Here is a 25,667-nt window from a genome sequence, read left to right as displayed (position 1 = left end):
CTGTAAAAAAGCAGGGGGGTTCTACTGTTATATTCAGCTACCGCCAATCATTTCGATAATAGATTATAAATGACCTGTGCCGCTTGCGCTCTTGTAGTAACTTCTTTAGGACTCAGCTTGCTATTCGCTCCGGTTACTACACCTCTTTCCACCAGCGCCTGAAGGGCTTCCTGTGCATAGCCAGCAATATCCCATGCATCACCAAAATCAGAAAGAGCTACAGCCTTCTTCTCGGATGGCAGTTCACCTAGCGATACAAGTGAGCGATACAGGAGTGTAAATAGCTCCTGTCTAGTGATCTGAACCTCTGGATGGAATTGATTATCTCCAGAACCTGTGGCTACCCCAAGGCGCTTAGCAGTCGCGAGATAGTTCGTGTAATACGTATTGCCCGCATCCGCAAAATTATCAGTTGCGGTAGCGTCGGGTGTGATGCCATAAGCATTCAAGAGCAAGACTATGAATTGCCCTCTAGTTATTGCAGCATTCGGACTGTAATGCTCTGCATCCGTGCCGGATGTGATACTGCGTGCCGCAAGATAACCTACTGCACTGCTATACCACGAAGTCTCTGAAACATCCGCAAAGCTCACCTTGTTATATCCAATAATATATTGGGAGAAATGTGTGGTAACAAAATCTACGGTTCCCTTGGCAGCGTTATAATTCCCGCGTACATTCTCCAAGCTTCCGTTGGTATTGATATGGTATACGATGACCGCATCTTTCTGTTCTCCTGCTTGCAATGTATACGGCACACTGATATGGATAATGCCCCCACCAAAGGTGGAAATGGTACTCTGACCTGCTTTTACCGACAAATCATAAACCGGTCTGTCCCCGAGAACGGCCTTACCTTCTGCCGTTAACGAAACCTTAGCAATGGTTATGACAATATCCCCTGCATCCGAGGCTGAGCTGATACTTGCCAAAGATTTAGCATCAAGCGTAATCGTACCGACATTCTCATAATGAATGGTAATCTCGGCCTTTGTACCAGAGACCAACTCGTTAATTATGCTTCTCGGTAGCGTAAGCTCGGCTGTTTGGGTTTCAGAAGTAGCTGCTACTTTAATTTCAAGTACGGCTTTCTTCCCATCCGCTTCTGCCTTTTTAGCAAGATTCACAAGCTCGGTAGCCGCTTCCTTCGTGATTGTTGCTGTGGTTACTCCTGTGGTTTTATCCGTTTTGGTTGCTGCTGTTGATGATAAATTCACAGTGTTACCGGTTGTTGTTGTAGCAACCAGTTGAGGGCTTGCTGTTGGTGTTGGTGTGGTCGTGCTCGGCGCAGGATTGCTGCCGCCAGGCCCACTTGTTCCTGGGTCTGAAATAGATACATAAGCAGGGACAATAATATTAGTTACTGGACTCGCCTTATAACCTTCTTTCGCTGCGTATCGAACTTGATACGTACCTGGTATTAGACCTGTAATCTCTTTATCTGGTGCATACACATAATTAGTCACACTGGACAGCTTATATTCTAAGGCTGTTGTGGTTCCTGTAATTTTCCCATCATTGTTCGCAGTAGAGGTAGGTGCTACCCCCTGTAAACCGGATGGCGCTGCTTGCTCTGCAGTGAATACTGGAACAATCACTTCTGCTACTCTGCCTGCATTAAATCCTTCTTTGGCTGCGTATCTTACCTGATACGTCCCCGGTACCAGTCCAACGATCTCTACATCTGTTGCGTAGACATAATCGGTAACTGTTGATAGCTTATACTCCAACGCTTTCGTAGTCCCTGTGATTTTGCCATCATTATTGGCTGCAGTAGTCGGTGCCACCCCTACTAGCCCTACAGGAGCTGCTTGCTCGCCATAGGCCGGAACTTCAACAGTAGCATCTTTACCTACGCTGTATCCTTCTTTTGCCGCAAATCTTACATTATAAAAGCCCGGAGTAAGACCTGTGATGGCTACGCCTGTTACAGGCTTATAATCAGCTTCTCCAATACCCTTATACTCCTGCCCTTCAGCTGAGCCCGTAATTTGCCCATCATCGTTAGCTTCAGAAGTAGGAGCTACCCCTAATAGACCTGTTGGAGCTGCTTGTTGATGGATATAAGCAGGCACCTCCACACTTACATCTTCTCCAGCATTATAAGGAATGATCGTCGGTCCCGCTGCGTTCGTTGGTCCTTGATATCCTGATGTAGCCGCATATCTTACTTTATAAACACCAGGCGCAAGCCCTGTAATTGCGGATCCTGATACTGGCGTATATGCCGTATCTCCAGCCAGCTTATATTCCAAGGCCGAACTTGTGCCCAAGATTTGCCCATCTTTACTGTCTGCTGCGGTTGGTGCTACACCTGTAAGTCCAGCGGGCACAGCTTCCAGTTTAGAGAATAGCTTATCCAGAGCTGTTGTAGTGTTAGTGTATCTGGCTCCGACTGGGTAATTCGCCTGCACGTAATCCGGTTGGATGTTCGTCCAGCTGTACATAAGCTCAATATGCCCTAGAATAGGTGCATTAGTGCCGTCTGTATCTTTGTTACCCTTGTTGTACGTGAACAGATATGGAACCTGAAGTCTATCTCCAATCACGGTGTCTCCAAGCTCATTCACATAACTAATCACAGATGGCTTGGCTGCTGTATTGTTCTCGGTCTTGATATTGGTCAGATAAGTACGAACCAGATCAACATATAAATTCGCATATGGGTGATTGGTTGTTCTAATCTGAAGCTCATTATTATTGTGCGGATTGGCATTGCCCTTGGTGCCGCTGTTATTGCTTGGTTCAGCAACCGTCACCCCAGAGTCGAGCTTCGTATCGAAGAAGTAGACCTTATCGATGTTATGCTTTTTGGCATACTCATTAATATATTTGATAACCGCTTGCGTGTTAGGGCACCATGATCCACCTAACAAAATCGCATAGTTGCCATCACTCGCCAAAATTTGCTTCAGCTGATGATAGGTCACATGTTCATACACGAGCGTACCGTCCGATTCGTTGAAGATCGTAGGTTTGCCCTCATTTTCGCCCTCGTAGTTCTTGTTAAACGCCGCCTTGATATAAGCAGATTCATCGATCGTGTTATATCCAGAAGCGGCACTAAGTACCTCTCTTACTGATGCTTTATACGCATTAACCTTCGCAGCATCAAGTGTTCCGTTCGTCAGGAACTCATTCCACGAGTAGCTTTTATCCAGATAGGATACAACAGGAGCGATATTTCCTTGTGCATCCTTGTGATCCTTGTTGTAGACCAACAGGAATGGAGATTCGATCTTATTAGCAGTTACGACATCCCCGTTTTTATTGGTATAGCTAACATTGCGTTCTGGAACATCCTTCGAGGACAGATCCAAATTCTTTAAATATTTGTTTACCAGGTCAACGTATTTGTAAGCAAATTTATTATTGCTGTCTGCAATCTGGAGCGTGTCACCGTCCAGCTTAGTATCAAAGTTATAAATCGTAGAGATGCCATATTCTTTAGCTACTTCATTGATAAAGCCGATGTCGGCCTGTGTATTCTCGCTCCAAGCGCCGCCAACCAGAACAGCGTAAGTGCCTTCACTCTCAAAAAGATGAACGATATCCTCATAGGTTGCCGTTTTAAATACATGGTCAGGATCATTCAGACGGTCATAGACATGACTGAAATAATCAAAGTGGCTTACACCACTACTTGAGCCAAAAGAAGTTAGCGCCTCTGCGTTATCCGGATTAGCATAAGCTCTTCCTGCCTGAGTAGGCAGAATTAGCAGGGAGGCTGCCAACAGCAGCGTTAGAATTTTTTTAAAGGTTAATGGTCGTATCATTATGTGCACCTCGCCTTAAATAGGTTTATGTGATGTATGGGCTGAAAGGAATCCTGAATGAGCCTGCCGCTCATCAAGGACAAACCTCTTCCTCAGCGGCTGGTGCCGGTGCGGGTGCCTGAACCGTTTCCGCTGGAGCAGCTGCTGGTGCGCTGACCGTGGATGATGCAGGTGCAGAAGACGATGTCTTCGGTTGGGCAGACTCAACGACCGGAGCGGCTGTCGCTTTAACCACCTCAGTTGTGGAGAAAGTAATGGATTTCGATTTCGAAGGTGCTTCCGTTGCCGTTACTACAGGTGCCGCAGTGGCCTTAGGCTGAGCCGATACGACAGGAGCAGATGTCGGTTGAGCTGCTTTGGCAGTTACGATTGCTTTGGGAGCTGCCGTAGGCGCAGCCGTTGGAACCGGTGTAGCTGTTTGAGTTTGCGTTTTGACAGTCGCAGCTACCGTGGTTGTAGTTGTAGCTACCTTAGCGGTCTCCGCGGCTGGAGCTGCGGTCGCCTTAGGCTGAGTTTCACCCACCGCTGGAGCTGCTGAGGCAACAGCCTTCTCCGCAGAATCAACGGTTGCTTCTGGGGCAGCAGTCGCTTTTGCGGAGACAGTCTCCACTGCTGGAGCTGAAGATTCCGGCTGAACCGTTTCTGTAACAGGAGCCGAAGAGGCTTCTGCCTGAACAACGACTACGGCTGCAGAAGTAGCTACAGGTGCCGCTGCTGCTGAAACCGATACTGCTGTATTACTGCTTGCTTCAATGGATGCTGCCTCTGCTGTCTTTTTATTAGCGGATACTGCGGCATATGTCAGTGCGGAAAAGACAACAGTTGCAGCAACCAAAGATATCGTAAGTTTTTTCATAATGTGTACCATCCTTTTCAAATAAAATAAGACCCAACACAGCACGTATTACGTACCTGTTGAATCTCTGGCTGTCCAGTAGATCCATGCTTCTTAACTTCATCGTTGTACCTTTAACCCCTAAATTCTCCTTTCTCTAAAATAAAAAAAAGAGACTCAACGAGACGCAAAACACGCGTCTTTCGTTGAATCTCCGGCTGTCCAGTCGATTCCAATTGGCTTGTGATTAAGTTCCATATTATTCATGACGATGCGCCTTGTCAATCAATTTTTATTTTTCACATGGTTTTTATCGGGATTGATTATTTTTAACATATTATTACATTGACTTTACTATAAATTCTATATAGATTGATCTCAATAGGATTAATCACATTAAAAAACTAGGTTTAAGGGGGTATTAGTAGTGAACATAGATAACAACTTGTTATCCGCCATCGAAACGAACTGGTATGGATTTGTAGCTTCCATATTTGTTTTTGCAATTTTGTTTCTACTGGCACGTAAACGCATTGGATTTGGTACTCGGGTACTCATCGGACTTGGCATCGGACTTATTGCCGGAATATTCTTTCAATACTTCGATTTAGAGACCAAAGCTATCAGTACATTCGGCAGCATTTATGTCAGCTTGATTCGCATGCTCGTCATCCCTTTAGTATTCATACTCGTATTAAACAGTATTTCTTCCTTAACTAATCTGGAGTATCTGCGCAAAATAGGGATCAAAACCTTCGCCTGGTTCCTCGGAACGACGGGTATCGCTTCTATTATCGGCCTATCGGTTGCGTTGCTGTTCAATCCTGGTCAAGGGATACAACAGGATGTTCCTGCAGATTTTGCCGCCCGGGAAATCCCGACCTTCTCACAGGTTATTCTGGATCTTGTGCCGTCTAACCCTGTGAATGAAGCAGCTACGGGTAAGGTTGTGCCTCTGCTCATTTTCGCTATCTTCCTAGCAGTAGCTATAATCAAAATTGGCTCCAAGAAACCGGAAGCCGTGAAACCTGTACGTGATCTTATTGAATCCCTGACACTGATACTGCATCAGGTCGTGAAATTCATTATTCGCTTGACGCCTTACGGTGTCTTCGCACTGATAGCAGGAATTACCGCACGTTATGGCTGGGAAACGTTGCAGGAACTGGGCAGCGTAATCATTACCTCATATGTCGCAATGATTATTCATTTTGTTCTTATCTTTGGCGGGTTGGTTCTATTAGTAGCGAAGGTGAATCCAATTCGTTTCTTCCGCAAAATCTATCCAACCATTACCGTTGCCTTCACGACTAGAAGCAGCTACGCAACACTTCCTGTCAATCTTGAAGTGATTACGAAGCGCCTTCATGTCTCCCCGCGGATCGCGAGCTTTATTGCGCCGTTAGGAGCATCGGTCAACTTTAATGCGTGCGGTGGCATTTGGCCGGCGATTGTGGCTGTGTTCACCGCCCAAGTATTCGGTATTGATCTGAACTGGACTGACTATATTACACTGGTCTTAGTAAGTATCATCTCTTCAATTGGTGTAGCTGGCGTACCTGGACCAGCCGTAATCTCCACTACGGTGGTCTTAACCGCTCTTGGCCTGCCGCTTGAAGGAATCGCTATCGTTGCAGGTGTAGAAGCGCTCATCGATATGGGTCGTACCGCTGTAAATGCAACAGGAACAGCTGTAACCGCGTTGTTGGTCGCGAATTCAGAAGGTGAATTTGACCGCGAAGCCTTTAATAGCAATGATGACGAAGATGATATTCTCTTGAGCACAGTTTAAAATCCGAACATGCAAACAAAAAAACCTCCGGCAGCTGCTTATAGCAGCAAGCCGGAGGTTTTTTAACGTAGATCCATATTAGATTCGCTGTTACACCATGCTAATTCTTTGCCGTTGTTTAGCTGAAGCAAGGCAGGTTTCAACCAGACGCATACTTAGCACCGGATCCTCCGGTGCAATGAGTCTCTTACCTGTGAACACAGCGGCTGCAAAATCATCCACCTGCCGTATGTATGGATTAGCCCCTGTGGCATCGACCCGTCTCACCTCATCACCAGTGTACACAAAGAATTCCGCATCCTCGTCTCTAGCGTTGAAAGGCATAGGCACCTCAATTCGTCCCTCGGTCCCAAGAATCTCTAAGAGCTGGCGGTTATATGCCCACATTCCGCAATCAAAGATCAAGCTTAAACCATCTGGAAACTCTACCAGCCCTGAAGCCATCATATCTACATTATCATGCTCAGGGGAGAACTTCGCATGCACGGTCACAGCTTCCGGCTCCGTCCCAAACAACAGTCGTGCCGCACTTAACGGATAGCAGCCAACATCATAAAGCGAGCCGCCACCCCAAGCCGATTTAAAACGAATATTTGAAGTGTCTGTAGCATCATTGTAAGTAAATGTACCTCGAATCGAGCGTAATTCTCCGATTTCACCGCTAGCGATAATGTCCTGGAGTTCAGCAATCCGTGGATGATGCCGATACATGTATGCTTCTGCTAAGTGGACGCCTGCATCGTTACATGCTTTCACCATCTCTGCAGCCTCTGCACTGTTCAGTGCGATCGGTTTCTCACACAACACATGCTTACCTGCTTCTGCCGCACGGATCACCCATTCTCGATGAAGATGATTAGGGAGCGGAACATACACCGCATCGATTTCTTTATCCGCAAGTAACTCTTCGTAACTGCCATATGCTTTCTCTATTCCGAACTCTGCGGCTACAGCGCTGCTTTTTTCCAAGCCACGACTCGCTACCGCTGTAATCACTCCCGAATCTGAATTCATGATAGCTGGCATCACTGAGCCAGTCGCAATCTGCGCACAGCCTATGATTCCCCACCGAAGTTTTTGTACCATAATGGCTACACCTCTTCCCTTGGATTAGTTACTATACTTTAAGACACCTTATCATAGAATGAAACTCATCACTAATAGAAAAGTACAGTCAGAGCGCAAAAAAGCAGCACCCATAGGAGATTCGACTCCGATAGATACTGCTTTTTAATCCAGTGGAAAAATTACATTATCATGTTTAACAGCACAGCCGCACCAAGCACAGCAATACGGGCCGCATTCATCAACACGAAATTTTTGACGGCAAGAATAAAGGTACTCGCCTTCTCCTGCTTCTGTTTGAACAAATCGATATTTCGGTGCAATGGGATCAGTGTAAGTAGAATCGCCAAGACAAGAATAGGGTTTATCCCCAAGATCAGCAGCACTACAAGATCCAGATAAGAGACATAGTATAGATATTTAAACAGCACAAGCGCATTACGTCGGCCAATGTAGACCGGAAGTGTGTACCTGCGGTTCTCCACATCTTCATCAATATCACAAATATTATTTGCGAGCATAATCCCTGCAATCCCCAAAATGGCAGGAACAGAGAACCAGAACAGGTACAGCACTTCCATAATATTGATATTCAAGCTGACCCAACCGTTCTGAAGCAACAGCGATACCACATGCTCGTCCGTATGAATATAGGCAGAAATAAAAATAATGACAAAGCCCATAAACAAACCCGAGAACAACTCACCTAACGGCATCCGCGAAATCGGGATCGGCCCGAACGAATAAAGGATCCCTATCAAGAACGACAGCCCACCCAGCAAAAAGACCAGTAAACCCGTCTGCGTAACAAGCGCAATCCCGCCCCCTGCAGCCAGAGCTAGCAAAATAACAATCGTCGCCACGACGGTGCTCTCTTTTAGCTTAAAATGCACAATCGCATTATGCGTCTCATAGCCATAGCCGTGAGTTTTGGAAGCTTTTTTGAAATCGTAATAGTTGTTAATAGCCGTCGTTGCCATATCAAAGCTAAGCAGGGAAACGAACATCAGACCAAAACGCAACACATAAAAATCCTCAAACCGATACAGGGCATACAGCGTTCCCATCAGAAAGGGGATCATACTGGCTACTTTTGTCGGCAGCTCCACAAATCTTAGAAAGCTTTTAATATTCACACCATACACCCTTATTTATCAATTGAGCCTGCAAGGTATTACTGTTCAGTCGTTGTAATCTTCACTGGGGACCATTCTGCAATAACTGTTTGTCCATGCACAGACACGCTGCCTTCAGGACTCAGATCCTTCTCTGTCATAATTCCAAGCGCGACTGTAAAGTTGTTGAATTTGATCGGAATATTTTTCTCACGGCGTACTTCTTTGCCATTCAAATAGAATACAGCCTCATCGTTGCCACGGTGGTACGTTATGCGGTAGGTATTAAATTCACGTGGTTTGAAATCCGTATCTTCTTTAAAGATGCAGAAATATTTCGTTCCTTTGCTCTCTGGTACTTGTACCCCCGGGAACGGCAAAATACCATATACACTAGCATATTTATCATTTCCCGCAAAAAAGTCTAGCGCCGCACCTGTCGTAAAATCAAGCAAGTTCAGCGATACATAACCATCGTACAAATCTCCAGGTGCTGTTCCTTGTGTACGGCTACGAATTTGCAGCTCAAAGCTAATCTCTCCGGCCTCAGGAATTACCACTGGCTCCGCGGAGTAATACATATGCTTAGCATTGTCTAGAATTTGTACTTGATGGTTCTCGCGGGACAATTTCGCACGCACATACAGCGTATCATTACGAACGATAACTACTGCTTCCGGTTCACGATAAGCCCAAAAGGATCCATCAGGCAGTGTAAATCCACCTGTCTTCCAGACCTTTCCTTCTTCTAAAATGGAGTGGAAATCTCCAAGCACCATTTGATTGCCTTTAACATTTTGTTCTTCCTTCAACAGTTCCTTGTCCTTCTTTTCCATGAAAGCTCACTCCTTCTGTATGGTAATTATTAGTACAAGCAAAAACGCCTTCAGCATCCCTAATGGACGGTAAGCGTTTATGCGAGAAATATAAGGATAATGTATAGCGTGAAACCTATATATTCTTATATCTTCAGAATAATCCTTGAATTAGTAAGGTTGCTGCCATCACTACTCCGCAACGAACGGAGGCTTTTTGTGAAGCACCCATGAGCGGGATATAGGCTGGTGAAGCATTATGTGGCTTCAGTCCACGATAAATACGAATCGGCCAGAAGGCTGTAACCAATGCCAATAGTGCATAAACTGGAAGTACGCCCATTAGCACACAGATCACCACAGAAGCATAACCGGTGAAGAGAAGCACACGCGAGAAGACAAGTGCCTTCTGTTCACCCCACACTACAACAAGCGTAAGTTTTCCAGCCTGCTCGTCCGCTTTCCAATGTAAGAAATGATGATTAAACAATAGCAATGTAGTCAAGAATCCAACCGGCAATGAAAGGATGACAGGCTTCATGCTAAAATGACCGGTTTGTACGAAAAAGGAACCTAACACAGGCATGATCCCAAAAGCTATAAAGATAGCCATCTCACTGTAACCTTTGCCGCGATAGCCATACCGCAGGGGTGGGGCTACATAGAAATAAGCGATTAAAGCACCTGCAAGTACAAACCAGAGGATATTCCAACCGCTATATATACTTAGGACTCCACCACAGATGAGGGCAATCGCCAACATACTCCAGGTCATCTTTGCATAAAAAGACTCCGAGAGGATTCCACCTGTCAGTAGCCCGGAGTTTGTGCTGATTTCACCAGCGGAATTCTTCGCCTCTGTATCTGTTCCGTTGCGATAATCCCACAGATCATTCACCATATTGGAAAACAGATGCGCTGAAATCGCTCCTATTAAGGTTAGAATAAATAAGACCGGATGGAATGCCCTTTCCCATACATATGCCCCAACTGTACCTAAAACAATCGGGATAAGCATAACTGAAAAACTCCAAAACCGGGTCGCCTTCGTAAATAATGTCCATTTGCTCACTTCAAGCTTACCGCCTTTTCATTATGACTTGATAATAATTATCACTGACTATTATACATCAATTTTCAACAGATTGTGAAGATTATCACTGCATATAATGTCTAATCTTGACATAATACCTCGGTTTGTTTGGCTAAAAGGTTTCTTCGTTGAAGCTAAAAATGTAAATAACCTCTTATTGGACATAAGGCCACCCTTTTACAACAAAAAATGAGCGCTGTTTTATAGGCAAGCACATACCAATATGATATGATAGGCAAGCCTATGAACAGCGCTCCTTGAGTGCTGTTTTTAAGAGCGTACAACTATATATAATAATGGAGGCTTTTACTGTCATGTCAGCGCAATCCCCTAACACCCAATCTGTCAAAATCGTCACCGCAGACCCTAGCGCCATCGGGCTATTCGGACTGGCTATTGTCACATTGGTTGCTTCTTCACAGAAGCTTGAGTTTACAACAGGACTTAGCTACGTCATTCCTTGGGCTATCTTCCTCGGAGCATTTGCTCAACTATTCGCCGCAATTCAAGATGCTAAGCACAACAACACCTTTGGTATGACCGCCTTTGGCGCCTACGCTTTCTTTTGGTTCGGCATGGCTAGCAGCTGGCTGATCAAGCTCGGCGTATTCGGCCCAACGCTTGCAGAGGCTGTAGATCCTAAGCAGCTCGGATTTGTATTTCTGGGTTACTTGATCTTTACAATCTTTATGACCATTGGCGCGGTTGAGGCTAATAGAGTTTTGCTTATCATTTTTGTATTGATAGATTTCCTTTTTATTGGACTAACCTTCGATTCCTTTGGTATCGCTCCAGAATTCTTCCATAAGCTTGCTGCTTGTGCCGAACTTGGAATTGGTATCGTATCCTTATACGGATGTGGCGCTTCTGTGCTAAACGCTCATTTCGGACGCACTTTCTTACCGATCGGAGCTCCGCTAGGTATTTTCAAGAAATAGTAATTCACCTTTTTTGAATCCTAACTTTTGCAAGCCGAAAGGATGCCTGAGACCATGCATGTCCTATCCTCTTCTGAATTAGCCGTAACCGCTATATTTGCGCTTATTCTCGCAGTTATTGCCTATTGGATCATTCGGAATATCCCAAAGATGTCTGGAGATATTGCGGCTTTTCGCAAAAGAACACTGGTCTGGACCCAGGTTTCGCTTGTACTAACGGTACTTCAGCTGAACTTCAAAGCAGGCGACTGGCGATTTTCTATCGTTCTTGGACTCATCGTATTATTTACCGGAAGCATTTGGCTTTCCGCCCGTTACCATGACATCCGCAGCACCTTAGATCCAGAATCCAAAGATTCTGAAGTACATTAGTAGAAGCTAGGTAACAAAATAAAGGTGATGAAGCTCCCGTAAGGGGGCTTTTTTTTGTGAATTCGGAAGGTCCCTTCGCATACTTCTCCCCTCCATAACCATACTAATGACATTCCAGGCTAAAACGCCTTCGGCGTCCTCTTAAGGACGTTTAAGCGTTTATGCGAGAATTATAAGGATAACGTATACCGTGAAACTTATACTTTCTTATAATTCAATATAAGTAACGGGAGGACTATGCAGGTGAGTAAAAAAATAAATCTTCTGATGTTCAGCGGAGAATACGACAAAGCCATGGCGGGATTGATCCTAGCGAATGCTGCGAGAGATATTGATGTAGAGGTTACGATGTTTTTCTCTTTCTGGGGTTTGTTTCTGGTGCGTGATCCGGAGAAGATGACGCTAGAGGATAAAAGTATTTATGAGAAGCTGATGGATGTCATTACGCCAAAAGGCCCTGGGCAGCTGCCACTCTCCCATTTGAATTTCAGCGGGCTGGGCCGGATGATGCTAGAGGAGATGATGGAGGAGCAAGGCGCGCCGAAGCTGATTCATTTTCTTAAAGGAGCTCGTAAAAAAAACATCAAGTTCTATGCCTGCAAGCTCTCTGTCGAGATCATGGGCTTTAAAACAGAAGAACTGCTGCCAGAGGTCGAGATTATCGATGCTGCGGCGTATTTAAAAGATGCTTTGGAGAGTGATGTTCAGCTGTTCATTTAGCGGTTGAAATTAATTAATATAAGAAAACATAAAGCGACATGGGGAATTTCCCATGCCGCTTCGGATTTCGATTGTAAGGATATAAATTATACCGTGATGATTGTCTTGCCCATTGGAATCTTGAAGTGCTTCTCCATTACTTTGATATGAATCAGCTCTTGTGCATCCACGATTAATTGCGTCTTCAAATGGTTCACTTCCACGGTAATCGTCGCTTGACGGTAACGCATCGTGAAAGTGTATCCCTTCCATTGCTTCGGCAATGTCGGGTTCAATGCCAAATGATCATCCTTGATCCTTACACCCGAGAAGCCATAGACGATCGACATCCATGTACCACCCATGTTCGCCATATGCAATCCGTCTTTCGTGTTGCCATGAGTGTTATCCAAATCCATTCGTGCCGTTTCAATGAAATAATCGTACGCCTTGTCCGAGTAACCTAACTTCGAAGCCATGATGCTATAGATCGCGCAGGATAAGGACGAATCATGAGTTGTCAGCTTCTCGTAATAATCGTAGGAGTTCCGCAAGACATCGGTTGAAATGCCATCCTCGAGCAAGAAATGCGCCAGCACCGTATCGGCCTGTTTCAACACCTGATGACGATAGATGTGTAGCGGGTGATAGTGAAGCAACAGTGGGTGTTTTTCTTCCGGTGTGTTCTCGAAATCCCACACCTTCTTCGCTAAGAAAGAATCATCTTGTGCATGAATGTTCAACTTCTCATCGAAAGGCAGATACATCTTCGCAGCCGCTTCTTCAAATGCTGTAATCTCATCTGTTGTTAAGCCAATGCGACTACACAAAGCTTCCCATGCCGCAGGATGAGTTTCTGCCAGCTGCTTATACCACGATGCAGCCCACTCTAGATTATATTTTGCAAGTACATTCGTGTAATAGTTATTGTTTACGATGGCCGTATACTCATCCGGACCTGTTACATCATCAATCTTGAATAGACCTTCATGATAATGACCTAGCTCCATCCAAGTTCTTGCAGTTTCAAATACGACTTCCGCACCGAATTCCGCAATGAAATCTTTATCGCCTGTCGCGAGATAATATTGAACATATGTATAAGCAATATCACCATTAATATGATACTGTGCCGTACCAGCTGGGAAGTACCCCGAGCACTCTTCCCCTGTAATGGTACGCCATGCGTAAGCGGCCCCCTTCTTGTGGCCTAGCTCTAGCGCACGCTTCTTCGCTTCGCCTAGAATCGTATAACGGTAACGAAGCAACTGCTTCGCCAGCTCTGGCTGACAGAGGATGAAGAACGGCAGGATATAGATTTCGGTATCCCAGAAATAATGTCCCTCGTAGCCCTCACCGCTTAAGCCTTTGGCTGCGATGTTACTGTATTTATCTTTGCCCACAGATTGCAGCAACTGATATACGTTATATCGAAGACCTTGCTCAAGTACCTCATCACCTTGGATCTCGATATTTGCAATTTCCCAAAAATGTTGTAAATATACTTCTTGTGCCATGTAAGCCGCTTGAATCCCTTGCGTTAATACCAAAGCCATCAACTCACGTCCGCGAGCAGCTGGATCTTCGTGTCGACGTGTATCTGTAAATACGTTGAATTTTGTGAATTGAACAATATCCTTCCCTGCTGGGAACGCATACCGCACCATTACACTTTTCTCACCCTTGATCAGTTCACCGTTCACCGCAGGCGTTGTCTGATGAACTGTTGTTGCCGCCACTTGTAGCTTCGACGTATTTGTCTCAAGCACGATTTGTAAGGAGGTCTCGTCGAACACCTCGATATTCTTCATATCCAATAGCTTGGCATGACCCGATGCAACACGAGGGTCCTTCGCATTCGTATAGTTACTTACATTGCCATTCACGCCAGAGGTAATCGTCACTTCATCCTGACAATTGATACGAGCTACCTCAATATCTATCGTGAACAATTCGAGTGTTGTCAATGACGCCATGCGTGTGAATGAAATTTCGACCTCTTTACCTTGTGGTGAAATCCAGTGCACGAGCCGTACGTACTTACCTTCGCGCATATCGAGATAACGCCGCCCAGATACGACCGTTCCTGTGAAAAGACTGAACTTCTCCTCCCCGATATGAATGGTCACATCCTGTACATCCATCACATTCACAAGTTTCTGTTGTGTATCGGGAAAGCCATACGCGCTCTCCCCATATAGCATCGGTGTAATATCATAAAATGCATTTATATATGTTCCACGAACCGTTGGCTCGTCACCTTCATAACCTTCTTCAAAATTACCTCGAACACCTACATAACCATTAGCCACATTAAAAATACTCTCACTAACGCCGAGGTCTTGCATATCCCTATGATTCTCAATAATCCAGCCCGACTTCATATGAAGGCCCCCTCATCCAATTTTATTTCACAGCACCTGCCATAACGCCTTTAATAATGTATTTCTGTGCGAACAGATAAAAGATAATAACCGGAATAATCGATACGACAAGTCCTGCCATTGCAAGGTTCCACTGAATTGTAAATTCTCCGAAGAAGAAGAAGGTTGACAATGGAATGGTACGAAGCGCTGGGCTTGTTAAGGTCAAGGATGGAAGTAAATAGTCATTCCAAATCCACAATAGATTCAAGATTCCTACAGTCATCGTAATTGGCGTAAGCATTGGGAATACAACCTTCCAGAATGTCTGCCACGTATTACAGCCCTCTATCATCGCCGCTTCTTCAAGAGCAATCGGTACCCCTTTAATAAAACCATGATAAAGGAAGACCGACATACTTAGCCCAAATCCGATATACATGAAAATTAAGCCATAATGTGTATTAATCATAGAGAAATTAAGTGATGGGATATCCCATTTGTTTAAATATTGCATTAGCGGAATCATCACTGATTGAAACGGGATGAGCATCGTACCTACGAATAAGAGGAGAATGCCATTGGACAATTTATTCTTCATGCGAACAAGCATCCAAGATGTCATCGCTGAGAAGATAATAATAAGCCCAATACTAATGACACTCACTAAGAGCGAGTTTTTAAATGCTGACAAAAAGTTCATTTTGTCCATTGCCGCAGCATAGTACTCGAAGGAAAAGGATTTCGGCAGGCCGAACGTATCGGTGAATATCTCGGCACGTCCTTTGAACGAATTCACAAACATAATATACATAGGCAACAGCATAAGAAGTCCACTAACCCAAGCTATAACTTCAAGCAATATTGAAGTTGATTTATTGCGACGTTTCATTATTGTTCAACCTCCCTTTTCTTCGAGATAACGACCTGCGTAACCGTCACAACTAAGATGACGAGGAAGAAAATAATCGCCTTGGATTGCGCGAGCGCATATTGATTCATACTAAACGCGGTTTTAAAGATATTCATTGCAACAAGCTCGGTTGTACCGTAAGGACCACCGTTCGTTAGTGAGATATTGGTATCATATTGTTTGAATGCGTTCGACAGCGTCAAGAACAAGCTGATCGTGAAGGCTGGCATAATGAGTGGGAACATAATTTTGCGGAATCGCATCCATCCGCCTGCGCCATCCATATCAGCTGCCTCCAGCACCTCATCCGAAACACCTTGAATAGCTGCGATGTAGATGATCATGACGTAGCCGGCCATTTGCCATGTTCCTACGAAGACCAGCGCCCAGAAGGAAGCCGTCGGATCATCCAACCAATTGAAGAAGATCGAGCTATTCCCCATTACTTCTCCAACCTGTACGAAGAATTTCGTGAATACGAACTTCCAGATGAAACCTAGGATCAGACCACCGATCAAGTTCGGCAGGAAGTATATTGAGCGTAAAAGATTACGCGACTTAATTTTGGAAGTCACCAGCATCGCGAGTGAAAGTCCGATAACGTTAACGAGAATAATCATGCATACGGCATATTTAAATGTCAGGCCGAAGGATGTAAGAAAATCTGAATCTTGAAACACCCGTACATAATTACCGAAGCCTACAAAGTTAGAACCTGCAAATTTAAACCCATCCCAATCTGTAAAAGAGTACACAATCCCCATAACGAATGGAATGATGACTACATTTATAAAGATGAATAATGATGGAACAATAAAAGCTGCGGCTATTAAATTTCTTTTTACACTTTTCTTCAATGGTTTCACCTCTTATCCATTTCTACAAAACAGGAAGAGGCCGCTTAACGAATATTCGAGAAGCAGCCTCCATAGCCATACGATTATTTTTTAACCGCAGTCATCCAAACATTCTGAAGTGCTTCTAACAAGCCCTCGCCCGTTAATTTTCCTGCATAGTATTTTTCCATTTGGTTCGCAAACTCTTGATCTGCTCCCGCTGGGAATTGATCGAATACCCATTTCACTGTCTTGCCTTCACTTGCATAACGGTTCACTTCTTGGGATAACGGATCCATTTTGCTAGTATCAAAACCGGAGTACACAGGGATAAAGTTAAACTCATCCGTTACATAGTGCTGACCCGCTGGATCTGTTAGCAACCAATCCAAGAACGCCTTCGCACCCGCTTGTTGATCTTCCGATGCATGCTTGTTCACGCGGAAGAAGTTACTGTTACCTACCGCAATACCTTGATTACCTTCGAACGGTACTGGCAAGAAACCGTATTCAAATTTCACATCATAATCGTTCAAGAGACCTTGTGCCCAGTTTCCTTGGTGAATCATCGCATATTGTCCTGCCGCGAAGCCTGCAACTTGTTCATCATACGTATCTTTACTCAAGTTCGTATGGTCTTTGATCTTGTCCAGATCAGCAACGTACTCTTTCAATTCAGGAATATCTTGAAGCTTCAATTCGCCAGCATTAATCTTAGCAATCGTACCCGATGTATCTTTCATTAATGCAAATGGCCAGTTAAATGGATGCATGAACCGGAAGTAAGACTCTTGTGCATACGCGATTGCCTTCTTCACGCCCTTCACTTGCTCTAGCTTCGTGCTTGCTGCTACAAGGTCATCCCATGTCTTAATATCATCCGCATTCACGCCTGCTTCCTTGAACATATCCTTATTGTAGATAAGTCCGAAGCCTTCAAGCGCAACTGGCAAGCCATATAATTTACCATCATTACGCGCTGCTGTATCTTGTCCTTCAACAATTTTGCTAGCCGCTTTCATATCATCCAAGGGTGCCATATATGGAAGATATTTTTGAAACTCTGAGCCAGATGCTGTTGTGAAAATGGTTGGTGCTTTTTCTGGTGCGGAGCTGAATTGTGTCTGGAGCACCGTCATCAGGTTGTCACCTGCTGCTCCTAATGCTTGTACTTCATATTTATCTTGAGTTTTATTGAATTCTTTCACTGCATCCTCTAGTGCACTTTGGATTTCTACTTTATTCTGAATGATTGTAATAACCGCTTTTTTACCAGTTCCTTTAGACGTTGTGTCTGCGCTATTTGCCTTGTTTGCCCCATCATCACTTTTTGCTCCACAAGCGACTAACGTGGATAACATAGCTACAGATAATAATGCTGCCCCTACTTTTTTCTTCATCTGCAATACCCCTCTTCTGAAGATTTCATAATTTTTATTTGTATTTCTAAAATTGAAAGCCTTTACAAAACTGATATTACACGATAATATAACACTTAATTATAAATTCTTAACATTAGTTTCGATTTATAAATACGGATTATATTGTAAAATCCTCCCTTAAACAGGTAGCCTAAAGGAGATTATCCATGCTAGACATTACTGCCGTCCTCGAACGCAATATGGCGAAGAATCGCTATCAGAACTATATGCACCCTTCCTATGAGCACGAAAAGAAGCTCGTCTATGCAATCCAACGCATTGATCGTGAAGGTGCCGTTAAAATATTGAATGAAATCAACCTGCTGGAACGAGCCAACCTGTCACCGAAGCCTTTGCAGTCGTTGAAATATTCTCTAGTCGCTAGCTGCACCATTTTTACGCGTGCGATCATTGAGGCGGGAGTCGATTCCGAGTCCGCGTTCATTCTCAGTGACCATTACATCAACTTAATTGATGAGAGCGACTCGATCGTGAAGACCGTTGAGATTGAATACCTCATGCTAAATAGCTTTATTAGTGTCATCTCAACCCATCGTTCGTATTCGTATGGTCCCATCATTAATAAGACGATCGCCTATATTAAAAAGCACATTGAAGAGAAGCCTACGCTAGAGCGGGTTGCGGAAATCGTGCAGTTGCATCCGAATTACCTCGCAACGCTATTCAAACAAGAAACAGGGAGCACTGTCCTCAACTTCATCCATAAAGAAAGAATGGATGCGATCAAGAACTTCCTGATCCATACAAATATGGCGCTTCAGGATATTAGTGATATCTTTGGCTTCGCTTCCTCTGCCTACTTCTCTACCTACTGCAAGACGCATCTAGGCATGACCGCAAGGGAGTATCGAAAAGATCACATGAAATGAAAAGCAAAAAGGCGAATTCTCATTCATAGCCGAATGGAATCTCGCCTTTTGGTCCCCCTAATGATTACTTTGCATAACTATCTCTTCGGTGGTTGCGGTGTAATCAGGAAGTTAACCGGCAAATTACTACCAGACGCTGCAGTGAACAATATCTCAACAGAGCCCCCTTCATCACCTGTACGATAAACCACACTATTCAAGTTTGCATTTGTAATACTGCCGGTACTTGGCATTTGAACAATTTGACCATTCACCATAACAGGTCCCATATAATTACCACCACGCGGGTTAAAGGTAATTAATGAATTGGGAGCAACATGTTCAAATTTGATTTTGTATAGTACTCCGAAGTTGCCTGCATTGGATGCCACAGTTCCTGACATAGGGTCGGTGCCCATCAAATTCAAATCACTTGAATTATCACCGATGAGAAGTCTCGCAGGTGTTCTTCCTACTTCATCCGTAACAGTCATGATACGTGTAGAATCAGCATAAGTCCCTCGGTTATGCACGCCATCACGATCCAGTATTGGAAGCGTAGGAAGTGTGGTTAACGGATCTTTATTCGCATCAATCATCATAACATTGTATTCAATAGGATAATCACTATATAAGTCCGCTTGGAGTGAAACGATTTCGCTCGGTTTTATTGCAATATTATTCAGATCAGACAGGATAGAGACGCTTTCACCAGGTTGCAGGACCGTTGTCTTGTAATCTTTTTTCGTTTGCATGGATTCCCAATAACGTTGCACTGAGAGTTTACCCGTAGCTTCCGGAAAGGGATGTGGGCCTCCAACGCCTAAATATTCTGTTGTGATCGTCGTAGGGGATAGATTGTTGTTCTTAGCTATCACATATACCTTCATTTTAGTATTCATATTATTCTTGTGGTGAATCAAAAAGCGGGTTCCACCGAACGATGTTTCACGATAAGTAATCCCTTCCATATTTACGGTTTCTGGACTGTTAGCGCGAATAAGATTATAAGGCTCAGAAGTGAGCGTATAAGCTACCTTCTGCCAGTTTGGAACATTAGATCCGTCAATATCAAATACACTACCCGGAGAAGCGAACAATCTATAGAAATCTTCTTTACTGTACAAGACTTCACCCGTAATATTAATGACTTTTTCAAAAGTGCTGATTGCGCCATGTGAATCTTCTACTTGAATAGAAACTGTTGCAGGACCAGGCGTGAAGAAAGCTTCCGCTTTATTCGTCCAGGTCGTTGTTTTAAGTGTATCTCCGTCTGGGTCGGTGCTCATATCCGTATAAGTGATCATCTCACCCATTTTGTAGGAATTCTTATCGGTCGTAAAATTTGCAACCGGCGGTGTATTCGGTTTTAGAATCGTGATCGTCGTTGAGTAAGGATCACTCCATTGTCCATTAGCATCCCTAACAGAGTAGGATACTACATATTGCCCAGGTGTATCATAGATATCCTGCTTCCCTTCCCACTTCTCTTCAACTATGGCTGAACCAATCGGTGAAGAGCTAGAAGTCAGGAAATTCACTGGATCACCAGCATAAATTATAGCCGGTACTGTAAAAGAAGCTTTAGGCTTCAAATTTAGCGAAAGAATGACTCGTTTTTGCACATTATCCACGGTATACGGAATGCCCAGCGCCCCAGTAATGGACGTCAATGGAATCATAAAGGTTCCTTTGAATTGATATGCTGGACCTTTCATTGTCACATTCTTACCATTTACGGAATAAATCTTACTGTCTGTCTTGAACCGCATAACGTCGCTGCCTTTAGTAACAATAGTCTCTTTCGTCTTATAATCGTAAATGTATTTCACACCTACACGTTCAACCATAGCTCTAATCGAAACGTAGGAAACGCCATTCTTCACTGCCATTGGCTGATTAGCCAAATATTCAATGCCATTCTGATACATTTTGTTACTATTCATCATAAGTACAAGCTGATTGCTAGCCCCTGCATTAACTATATCAGTTGTAATCGGTGGTGTGGTGGTCGCAGGTATAAGTGTAAGACTTGGACTCGGTGTGGGGGATGGTAACGTTGTTAAAGTAGAATCGGTTGTTACCCCTGTAATAGGCGTTACTGTCGCTGTTGGTGTTGGTGTTGCTGTTGCTGTTGCCCCTTCTGCTACCGGACGTGTCAATAATGGCAATGGATCAGTAGCTTCTGGAATTACTTCCGCAACAGATGTAGTAGCCACTCTTACTCCACTGGTGTTACTGGAGGTAATATTTCCAGCTTCAGCAAAAACGGGCACTGCCGCAGCAGTCTGAGATACGGCCAATAGTACAACTAATGATAGTTTTTTTAAATGCATGATTTGACTCCTCTGCTCCATTTATGAATATAAGTGGCCCCTAACTTTACCTTCCTCTTATATAACGAGACAGTGCTTTTACTTCATGGTACATTCATTATTTCAAATCGTATTATTTGACGCAGTAGATCTCAAAAAGTTTCATTATAAGTAAATAAAAAACAATGTTGTATATTAATTACACCATTCACCTCTATCTCCTTTATTTGTTATTCCTATAAACTCCACCTAGGCTTTAACCCAATTCTCCAAGCAAGCATATACTAATGCCATAGAAACTACTGGCACGCCGAAAATAAACTATGACCTTACCACTATCGGCGTACGGGCTGGAGGGAAATCCGTGCTAAACATCATCCACGCCTCTTCTGCAGAGACGCCCGCTTCACTACAAAACCATTTCGAGATTTTTCGTGAGCACACCATTGGAATTCGGCATCAGATCACCACACCCTATGGTAGACAGCCCCTGCTGTATGCCGATTGGACCGCAAGCGGACGCTTATATGAACCGATTGAACGGAAGCTGCAGGAAGCCTTCGGTCCATATGTTAGTAATCCACATACAGACTCCAACACGACCGGTTTAACCATGACACTGGCTTATAATGAAGCGCGACAAATTATTAAAAAGCATGTAAATGCTGGCCCTCAGGACATCCTGCTCTTCTGCGGAAATGGAACAACGGGAGCCGTAAACAAGCTGCAGCGTATCATGGGCTTAAGACTCCCTGAGTGGATTCAGGACTATAGCGCCCATTCGATGGAGGAACGTCCTGTGATCTTCACCAGCCATATGGAGCATCATTCCAATATCCTTCCCTGGCAGGAGGGGATTGGTGATGTTGTGACTGTTCCTCCCGGAGAAAACGGAAATATAGATCTTCAGCAGCTTGAAGCCCAGTTGAAATTGTATCAGCATCGCCGCTGGAAAATCGGTTCATTTACGGCTTGCTCCAATGTGACCGGAATTCAGACTCCCTACCAGAAGCTTGCCGCGATTATGCACCGTCACGGAGGCCTATGTTTTGTAGATTTTGCCGCCAGCGCACCCTATGAGCCTATCGATATGCATCCTGTCTCACCGCTGGAGAAGCTGGATGCAATCTTTTTTTCTCCGCATAAATTTCTGGGTGGACCGGGCACGAATGGCGTTCTAATTTTTGATGAGGCTCTAAGTAATGGACGTATTCCTGACGAACCGGGTGGAGGTACAGTGGCTTGGGTCAATCCTTGGGGAGGACGCCGCTACACCAACGAAATAGAGATGCGGGAAGACGGGGGAACACCGGGGTTTCTGCAAGCTTTTCGGACGGCACTTTGTGTGAAGCTGAAGGAACAGATGAATGGAAACGGTCAATATATGGTGATTAGAGAGCACGAGCTATGCCAGCAATTAATGAACGGACTCCGTAGCATACCCGAATGCTCGCTGCTAGCTGGACATCATACAGAACGTCATGGCATTGTCTCTTTTACACTACGTGATATTCATTATAATCTTGCAGTTCAACTACTGAATGATCGCTTTGGTATACAAGCCCGGGGTGGTTGCTCTTGTGCAGGTCCTTATGGGCATTACTTACTTGAATTAGGGTGGGCGCAATCTGCTCAGATCGCTGAGGCAATTACTATAGGAGACCAGTCGCTTAGACCGGGTTGGATCCGCATCTCTCTACACCCCATTATGACAAATCAGGAGGTAGAGAGAATTGTATCCGCTGTACGAACTATCGTGATCCATTTCCAACTATGGAAACAGGACTATTTTTATGATGCTTCTACAAACAGTTGGACTCATATCTACAATGAGGATCCCGCAGAGGCGAAGGTCAAAGCGCTTTTTTCGGTTTAGTTCCCAGCTTATTGTGTAATGTCCTTCACCATGTCCAGATCGGCAGCACTAGCGTTGGAGATAACTTGTTCTACATTTTTACAACCTGGAATTACACTGGTTACTGCGGGATGCTGAAGGCACCACGCCAAAGCCCACTGCGCCATATCGAGTCCAGAAGGGACTTCATTGGCTGCAATTTCAGCTACAGCGCGCAGCTGTTTTTGCCTTACATCCTCTTTATGGTTAGCACGCACATCACCCTGACCAAATACCGCATCCGGCTTGTACTTGCCGCTTAAATAACCACTCGCTAACGGAACACGCGCCAACACACCTAATTTATGCTCGATGCAGAGTCGAAGAATCTCTTCCTCAGGTTGACGATCCAGCCGATTATATACTACTTGTATGGCCTCTGCTTGCACATCCGCTGCTGCAGAGGTCTGATGTACACCCGAGACTGATGCACTTATCGAGACGCCTAAATGACGGATTTTCCCTGCCTGCTTCTGTCTGTCGAGCATGCTCCACAACTTGTCATTATCGAATTGCTCATCCGTTCCGGAATGGAATTGATAGAGGTCGATGTACTCGGTCTGAAGTGCACGCAGGGAATCATCCAGCTGCTTCAGCACATCCTCAGCACGCCATAACTGTTCCCGCTGCAAATGTCCCTGAAAATGATGACCGAATTTCGTAGCTACAATCCAGTCCTCACGTTTCCGGCGAGCCAGATAACCCCCGATGAACTTCTCTGACAAGTGATCTCCATAACATTCTGCCGTATCAATCAGGTTAATACCGAGCTCTCCAGCCTTATCTAACATGGCATCGACTTCTGCTTGAGTGAAATCCTTGCCCCACTCTCCACCGAACTGCCAAGTACCCAATCCGATCACCGATACATTCATCCCTGTACTGCCAAGTTTACGATATTTCATCATCATTTCCTCCTTTGTTTTATTAAAATAGTCCATTCACAGTACTAAGCGGCCTTGTTTCCATCTTCCACTGTTCTAGCGAACCGCGCCTCGATGGCTTTAACTCCCCATAGTGACAATCCAATAAACACCAAGACATAGATGATCTCCCACGGCTGGCGGATAAATCGTTCCAGATCATTTCCAATATATGAAACTGCAAATACCATGATCGCTTTGCCCACAGTGAGCGCAAGGAGGTATGAACGAAACCTCATACCAGCAAGACCAGCAGCCATATTAATTACAACGAAGGGGCCTACCGGGAATATACTAAGCAGAAATACATAACTGAATCCGCTTTGCCGCACCCATGTCATACTTTTGGCTACCTTTGGCCGTTCTGCCCATTTTCGCAGATACCGATGCGAAGCTACTTTGCGAATAATCCAAAATGTTGTCACACAGCCCGCAACCAAGCCGATCCAAGAATACAAAAAACCTAACCATAAACCATATACAGCCCCGTTTAATCCGACGATCGCAATAGTTGGTAGTGGTGGTATAAATGATTTCAAAAACGTTAACGCAATGCCCGGAAAGGGCCCAAACGAACGATATTGTTCAAGCAGATGCCGCAGATTATCCTCTGTCAGCCAAGACATAATATCAAGAAAGTACATAACCAGCTGATCTCCTCATCCGATTGGAATTCTTAACACCTGGTCTCAATTATACACGAAGTTGCGAGCATTCCTACAGCTGTTCCAATATAAAGAAAACAAGCTAGAACTACATGAATGACATCGAGCAGACCGTCAGTTACCATAGATAGAAAATACATATGAGACAGGGGCGCATGGTTATGATCATCCATTCAGAAGCCTTGGATTTACAACGTACCACCGTGCAGGATTTAGCGTTCGTTCTAGCCATCGAACAAAGTGAACTAAACCGCATCTATATTGGTCAATGGACTAAAGCGGAACACGCTGCAGCCCTCCAAGACCCAGATATTCTACATCTTATAATTTGGGATAGTTCAGGAAAAAGAGTCGGTTATATCATCATTACAGGACTTCAAGACACTCATCTTACCGTTTGTATTAAAAGAATCGTCATCCATTCCAAGGGGTTTGGGTATGGTAAGCTGTCGCTTTGTCTCGTGACCGACTGGATCTTTCGCCACACTGAATCACATCGCCTATGGTTAGATGTTAGAGACCATAACCACAGGGCACGCCATGTCTATGAAAGCTGTGGCTTTACACTGGAAGGTACTCTACGTGACTGTATAAAAGTAGGAGAACACTTTGAATCTCTGCATATCATGTCCATATTACGGCATGAGTATATGGAGCGTGAACAGAAGCTGTAAATCAGATAGAGGACTAGATATAGGGAAAGTCTCCCTATATCTAGGTGTTACAGGAGATAAAAACCAATATAAAGGGAAAAGCTCCCTTTAATTTACCGGAATCGTTCAAAATCAGGGATATCATAGTGATTTATAGGGAGGTATTCCCTTTAATGTCTATTTCATAACCGTAATCGGCTAAATATACGGAGGTTTTCCCTATAATTGTCCTCCCAGAACAATTACGCAAAATAACGTCAGATTTTCAGCACCTGCTTTACAATGACACAACAAAAAGCCGAGCACCAAGCCTCC

General features: G+C 44.4%; 20 protein-coding genes. 7 read left to right on the top strand and 13 right to left on the bottom strand.

Annotated features, from left to right (window positions below):
* Nucleotides 1–47 precede the first annotated feature (47 nt).
* Together ACQKMP_RS16855 and ACQKMP_RS16850 are read right to left on the bottom strand one after the other, a co-directional pair.
* Nucleotides 48–3,776: an S-layer homology domain-containing protein gene (locus ACQKMP_RS16855; protein WP_427470060.1), complete on the bottom strand. Its 3,729-nt coding sequence runs from the start codon at nt 3,774–3,776 to the stop codon at nt 48–50.
* Nucleotides 3,777–3,849: 73 nt separating this feature from the next.
* Nucleotides 3,850–4,632, bottom strand: coding sequence for a hypothetical protein (locus ACQKMP_RS16850; protein WP_339243867.1), 783 nt, complete (start codon nt 4,630–4,632; stop codon nt 3,850–3,852).
* A gap of 412 nt (nt 4,633–5,044) precedes the next feature.
* On the opposite strand from ACQKMP_RS16850, the gene ACQKMP_RS16845 reads away from it, so the two are divergent.
* Nucleotides 5,045–6,403 (top strand): dicarboxylate/amino acid:cation symporter, encoded by a 1,359-nt coding sequence (locus ACQKMP_RS16845; protein ID WP_042194660.1) that lies wholly within the window; start codon nt 5,045–5,047, stop codon nt 6,401–6,403.
* 90 nt (nt 6,404–6,493) lie between these two features.
* Here the strand turns inward: ACQKMP_RS16845 and ACQKMP_RS16840 are convergent, their stop codons facing one another.
* From ACQKMP_RS16840 to ACQKMP_RS16825, 4 genes are all read right to left on the bottom strand, one after another.
* Nucleotides 6,494–7,489: a Gfo/Idh/MocA family protein gene (locus ACQKMP_RS16840; RefSeq protein WP_427470058.1), complete on the bottom strand. Its 996-nt coding sequence runs from the start codon at nt 7,487–7,489 to the stop codon at nt 6,494–6,496.
* A 161-nt stretch (nt 7,490–7,650) separates the two neighbouring features.
* On the bottom strand, nt 7,651–8,604 hold the full coding sequence (gene menA, locus ACQKMP_RS16835) for a 1,4-dihydroxy-2-naphthoate polyprenyltransferase (protein WP_149645390.1): 954 nt from the start codon (nt 8,602–8,604) through the stop codon (nt 7,651–7,653).
* 38 nt (nt 8,605–8,642) lie between these two features.
* Entirely contained in the window at nt 8,643–9,419 is a 777-nt protein-coding gene (locus ACQKMP_RS16830) for a DUF6081 family protein (RefSeq protein WP_339267698.1), read from the bottom strand.
* 133 nt (nt 9,420–9,552) lie between these two features.
* Complete coding sequence (locus ACQKMP_RS16825; RefSeq protein ID WP_427470055.1) at nt 9,553–10,470, bottom strand: prenyltransferase; 918 nt, start codon at nt 10,468–10,470, stop codon at nt 9,553–9,555.
* A 335-nt stretch (nt 10,471–10,805) separates the two neighbouring features.
* Between ACQKMP_RS16825 and ACQKMP_RS16820 the strand changes: the two genes are divergently transcribed.
* The 3 genes from ACQKMP_RS16820 (at nt 10,806) to ACQKMP_RS16810 (ending at nt 12,521) form a co-directional block, all read left to right on the top strand.
* Nucleotides 10,806–11,429 carry an acetate uptake transporter gene (locus ACQKMP_RS16820; protein ID WP_042192624.1) on the top strand — a complete coding sequence of 208 codons (624 nt, stop codon included), beginning with the start codon at nt 10,806–10,808 and terminating at the stop codon, nt 11,427–11,429.
* 54 nt (nt 11,430–11,483) lie between these two features.
* Nucleotides 11,484–11,801 carry a hypothetical protein gene (locus ACQKMP_RS16815; protein WP_042192626.1) on the top strand — a complete coding sequence of 106 codons (318 nt, stop codon included), beginning with the start codon at nt 11,484–11,486 and terminating at the stop codon, nt 11,799–11,801.
* A gap of 243 nt (nt 11,802–12,044) precedes the next feature.
* Nucleotides 12,045–12,521 (top strand): DsrE/DsrF/DrsH-like family protein, encoded by a 477-nt coding sequence (locus ACQKMP_RS16810; RefSeq protein WP_042131456.1) that lies wholly within the window; start codon nt 12,045–12,047, stop codon nt 12,519–12,521.
* Nucleotides 12,522–12,607: 86 nt separating this feature from the next.
* Here the strand turns inward: ACQKMP_RS16810 and ACQKMP_RS16805 are convergent, their stop codons facing one another.
* The 4 genes from ACQKMP_RS16805 to ACQKMP_RS16790 form a co-directional block, all read right to left on the bottom strand.
* Nucleotides 12,608–14,884 carry a glycoside hydrolase family 65 protein gene (locus tag ACQKMP_RS16805; protein ID WP_427470053.1) on the bottom strand — a complete coding sequence of 759 codons (2,277 nt, stop codon included), beginning with the start codon at nt 14,882–14,884 and terminating at the stop codon, nt 12,608–12,610.
* A gap of 22 nt (nt 14,885–14,906) precedes the next feature.
* On the bottom strand, nt 14,907–15,755 hold the full coding sequence (locus tag ACQKMP_RS16800) for a carbohydrate ABC transporter permease (RefSeq protein WP_076284877.1): 849 nt from the start codon (nt 15,753–15,755) through the stop codon (nt 14,907–14,909).
* Complete coding sequence (locus ACQKMP_RS16795; protein WP_341126622.1) at nt 15,755–16,633, bottom strand: carbohydrate ABC transporter permease; 879 nt, start codon at nt 16,631–16,633, stop codon at nt 15,755–15,757. Before ACQKMP_RS16795 ends, ACQKMP_RS16800 begins: the two co-directional genes overlap by 1 nt.
* An 83-nt stretch (nt 16,634–16,716) precedes the next feature.
* Nucleotides 16,717–18,012 (bottom strand): ABC transporter substrate-binding protein, encoded by a 1,296-nt coding sequence (locus ACQKMP_RS16790; protein ID WP_076297952.1) that lies wholly within the window; start codon nt 18,010–18,012, stop codon nt 16,717–16,719.
* Between the two features lie 188 nt (nt 18,013–18,200).
* Between ACQKMP_RS16790 and ACQKMP_RS16785 the strand changes: the two genes are divergently transcribed.
* On the top strand, nt 18,201–18,923 hold the full coding sequence (locus ACQKMP_RS16785; protein WP_042192637.1) for a helix-turn-helix transcriptional regulator: 723 nt from the start codon (nt 18,201–18,203) through the stop codon (nt 18,921–18,923).
* 77 nt (nt 18,924–19,000) lie between these two features.
* On the opposite strand, the gene ACQKMP_RS16780 is transcribed toward ACQKMP_RS16785, so the two are convergent.
* Entirely contained in the window at nt 19,001–21,238 is a 2,238-nt protein-coding gene (locus tag ACQKMP_RS16780) for a stalk domain-containing protein (RefSeq protein WP_427470049.1), read from the bottom strand.
* Between the two features lie 343 nt (nt 21,239–21,581).
* On the opposite strand from ACQKMP_RS16780, the gene ACQKMP_RS16775 reads away from it, so the two are divergent.
* Nucleotides 21,582–23,093, top strand: a complete 1,512-nt coding sequence (locus ACQKMP_RS16775) for an aminotransferase class V-fold PLP-dependent enzyme (RefSeq protein WP_339243879.1) — start codon at nt 21,582–21,584, stop codon at nt 23,091–23,093.
* Nucleotides 23,094–23,101: 8 nt separating this feature from the next.
* Here the strand turns inward: ACQKMP_RS16775 and ACQKMP_RS16770 are convergent, their stop codons facing one another.
* A complete protein-coding gene (locus ACQKMP_RS16770) occupies nt 23,102–24,016 on the bottom strand; it encodes an aldo/keto reductase (RefSeq protein WP_427470047.1) in 915 nt (304 codons plus the stop codon).
* A gap of 44 nt (nt 24,017–24,060) precedes the next feature.
* Entirely contained in the window at nt 24,061–24,678 is a 618-nt protein-coding gene (locus ACQKMP_RS16765) for a TVP38/TMEM64 family protein (protein ID WP_042192646.1), read from the bottom strand.
* 182 nt (nt 24,679–24,860) lie between these two features.
* On the opposite strand from ACQKMP_RS16765, the gene ACQKMP_RS16760 reads away from it, so the two are divergent.
* The gene (locus ACQKMP_RS16760) at nt 24,861–25,373 is read left to right on the top strand and encodes a GNAT family N-acetyltransferase (RefSeq protein ID WP_427470044.1); all 513 of its coding nucleotides are present in this window, start codon (nt 24,861–24,863) and stop codon (nt 25,371–25,373) included.
* Nucleotides 25,374–25,667 lie beyond the last annotated feature (294 nt).

The organism is Paenibacillus sp. NPDC101420, from assembly GCF_050277435.1.
Lineage (GTDB): Bacteria > Bacillota > Bacilli > Paenibacillales > Paenibacillaceae > Paenibacillus_AQ.
The sequence above is the reverse complement of the archived record's forward strand: the minus strand, read 5'-3'. Positions and strand labels throughout refer to the sequence as shown.

What these genes read in the sequence shown, in the direction of transcription:
- ACQKMP_RS16830 (WP_339267698.1), bottom strand. Translation starts at nt 9,419, where the DNA reads ATGGAAAAGAAGGACAAGGAACTGTTGAAGGAAGAACAAAATGTTAAA.
- ACQKMP_RS16780 (WP_427470049.1), bottom strand. Translation starts at nt 21,238, where the DNA reads ATGCATTTAAAAAAACTATCATTAGTTGTACTATTGGCCGTATCTCAG.
- ACQKMP_RS16850 (WP_339243867.1), bottom strand. Translation starts at nt 4,632, where the DNA reads ATGAAAAAACTTACGATATCTTTGGTTGCTGCAACTGTTGTCTTTTCC.
- ACQKMP_RS16805 (WP_427470053.1), bottom strand. Translation starts at nt 14,884, where the DNA reads ATGAAGTCGGGCTGGATTATTGAGAATCATAGGGATATGCAAGACCTC.
- ACQKMP_RS16820 (WP_042192624.1), top strand. Translation starts at nt 10,806, where the DNA reads ATGTCAGCGCAATCCCCTAACACCCAATCTGTCAAAATCGTCACCGCA.
- ACQKMP_RS16855 (WP_427470060.1), bottom strand. Translation starts at nt 3,776, where the DNA reads ATGATACGACCATTAACCTTTAAAAAAATTCTAACGCTGCTGTTGGCA.
- ACQKMP_RS16815 (WP_042192626.1), top strand. Translation starts at nt 11,484, where the DNA reads ATGCATGTCCTATCCTCTTCTGAATTAGCCGTAACCGCTATATTTGCG.
- ACQKMP_RS16840 (WP_427470058.1), bottom strand. Translation starts at nt 7,489, where the DNA reads ATGGTACAAAAACTTCGGTGGGGAATCATAGGCTGTGCGCAGATTGCG.
- ACQKMP_RS16765 (WP_042192646.1), bottom strand. Translation starts at nt 24,678, where the DNA reads ATGTACTTTCTTGATATTATGTCTTGGCTGACAGAGGATAATCTGCGG.
- ACQKMP_RS16770 (WP_427470047.1), bottom strand. Translation starts at nt 24,016, where the DNA reads ATGAAATATCGTAAACTTGGCAGTACAGGGATGAATGTATCGGTGATC.
- ACQKMP_RS16760 (WP_427470044.1), top strand. Translation starts at nt 24,861, where the DNA reads ATGATCATCCATTCAGAAGCCTTGGATTTACAACGTACCACCGTGCAG.
- ACQKMP_RS16790 (WP_076297952.1), bottom strand. Translation starts at nt 18,012, where the DNA reads ATGAAGAAAAAAGTAGGGGCAGCATTATTATCTGTAGCTATGTTATCC.
- ACQKMP_RS16785 (WP_042192637.1), top strand. Translation starts at nt 18,201, where the DNA reads ATGCTAGACATTACTGCCGTCCTCGAACGCAATATGGCGAAGAATCGC.
- ACQKMP_RS16800 (WP_076284877.1), bottom strand. Translation starts at nt 15,755, where the DNA reads ATGAAACGTCGCAATAAATCAACTTCAATATTGCTTGAAGTTATAGCT.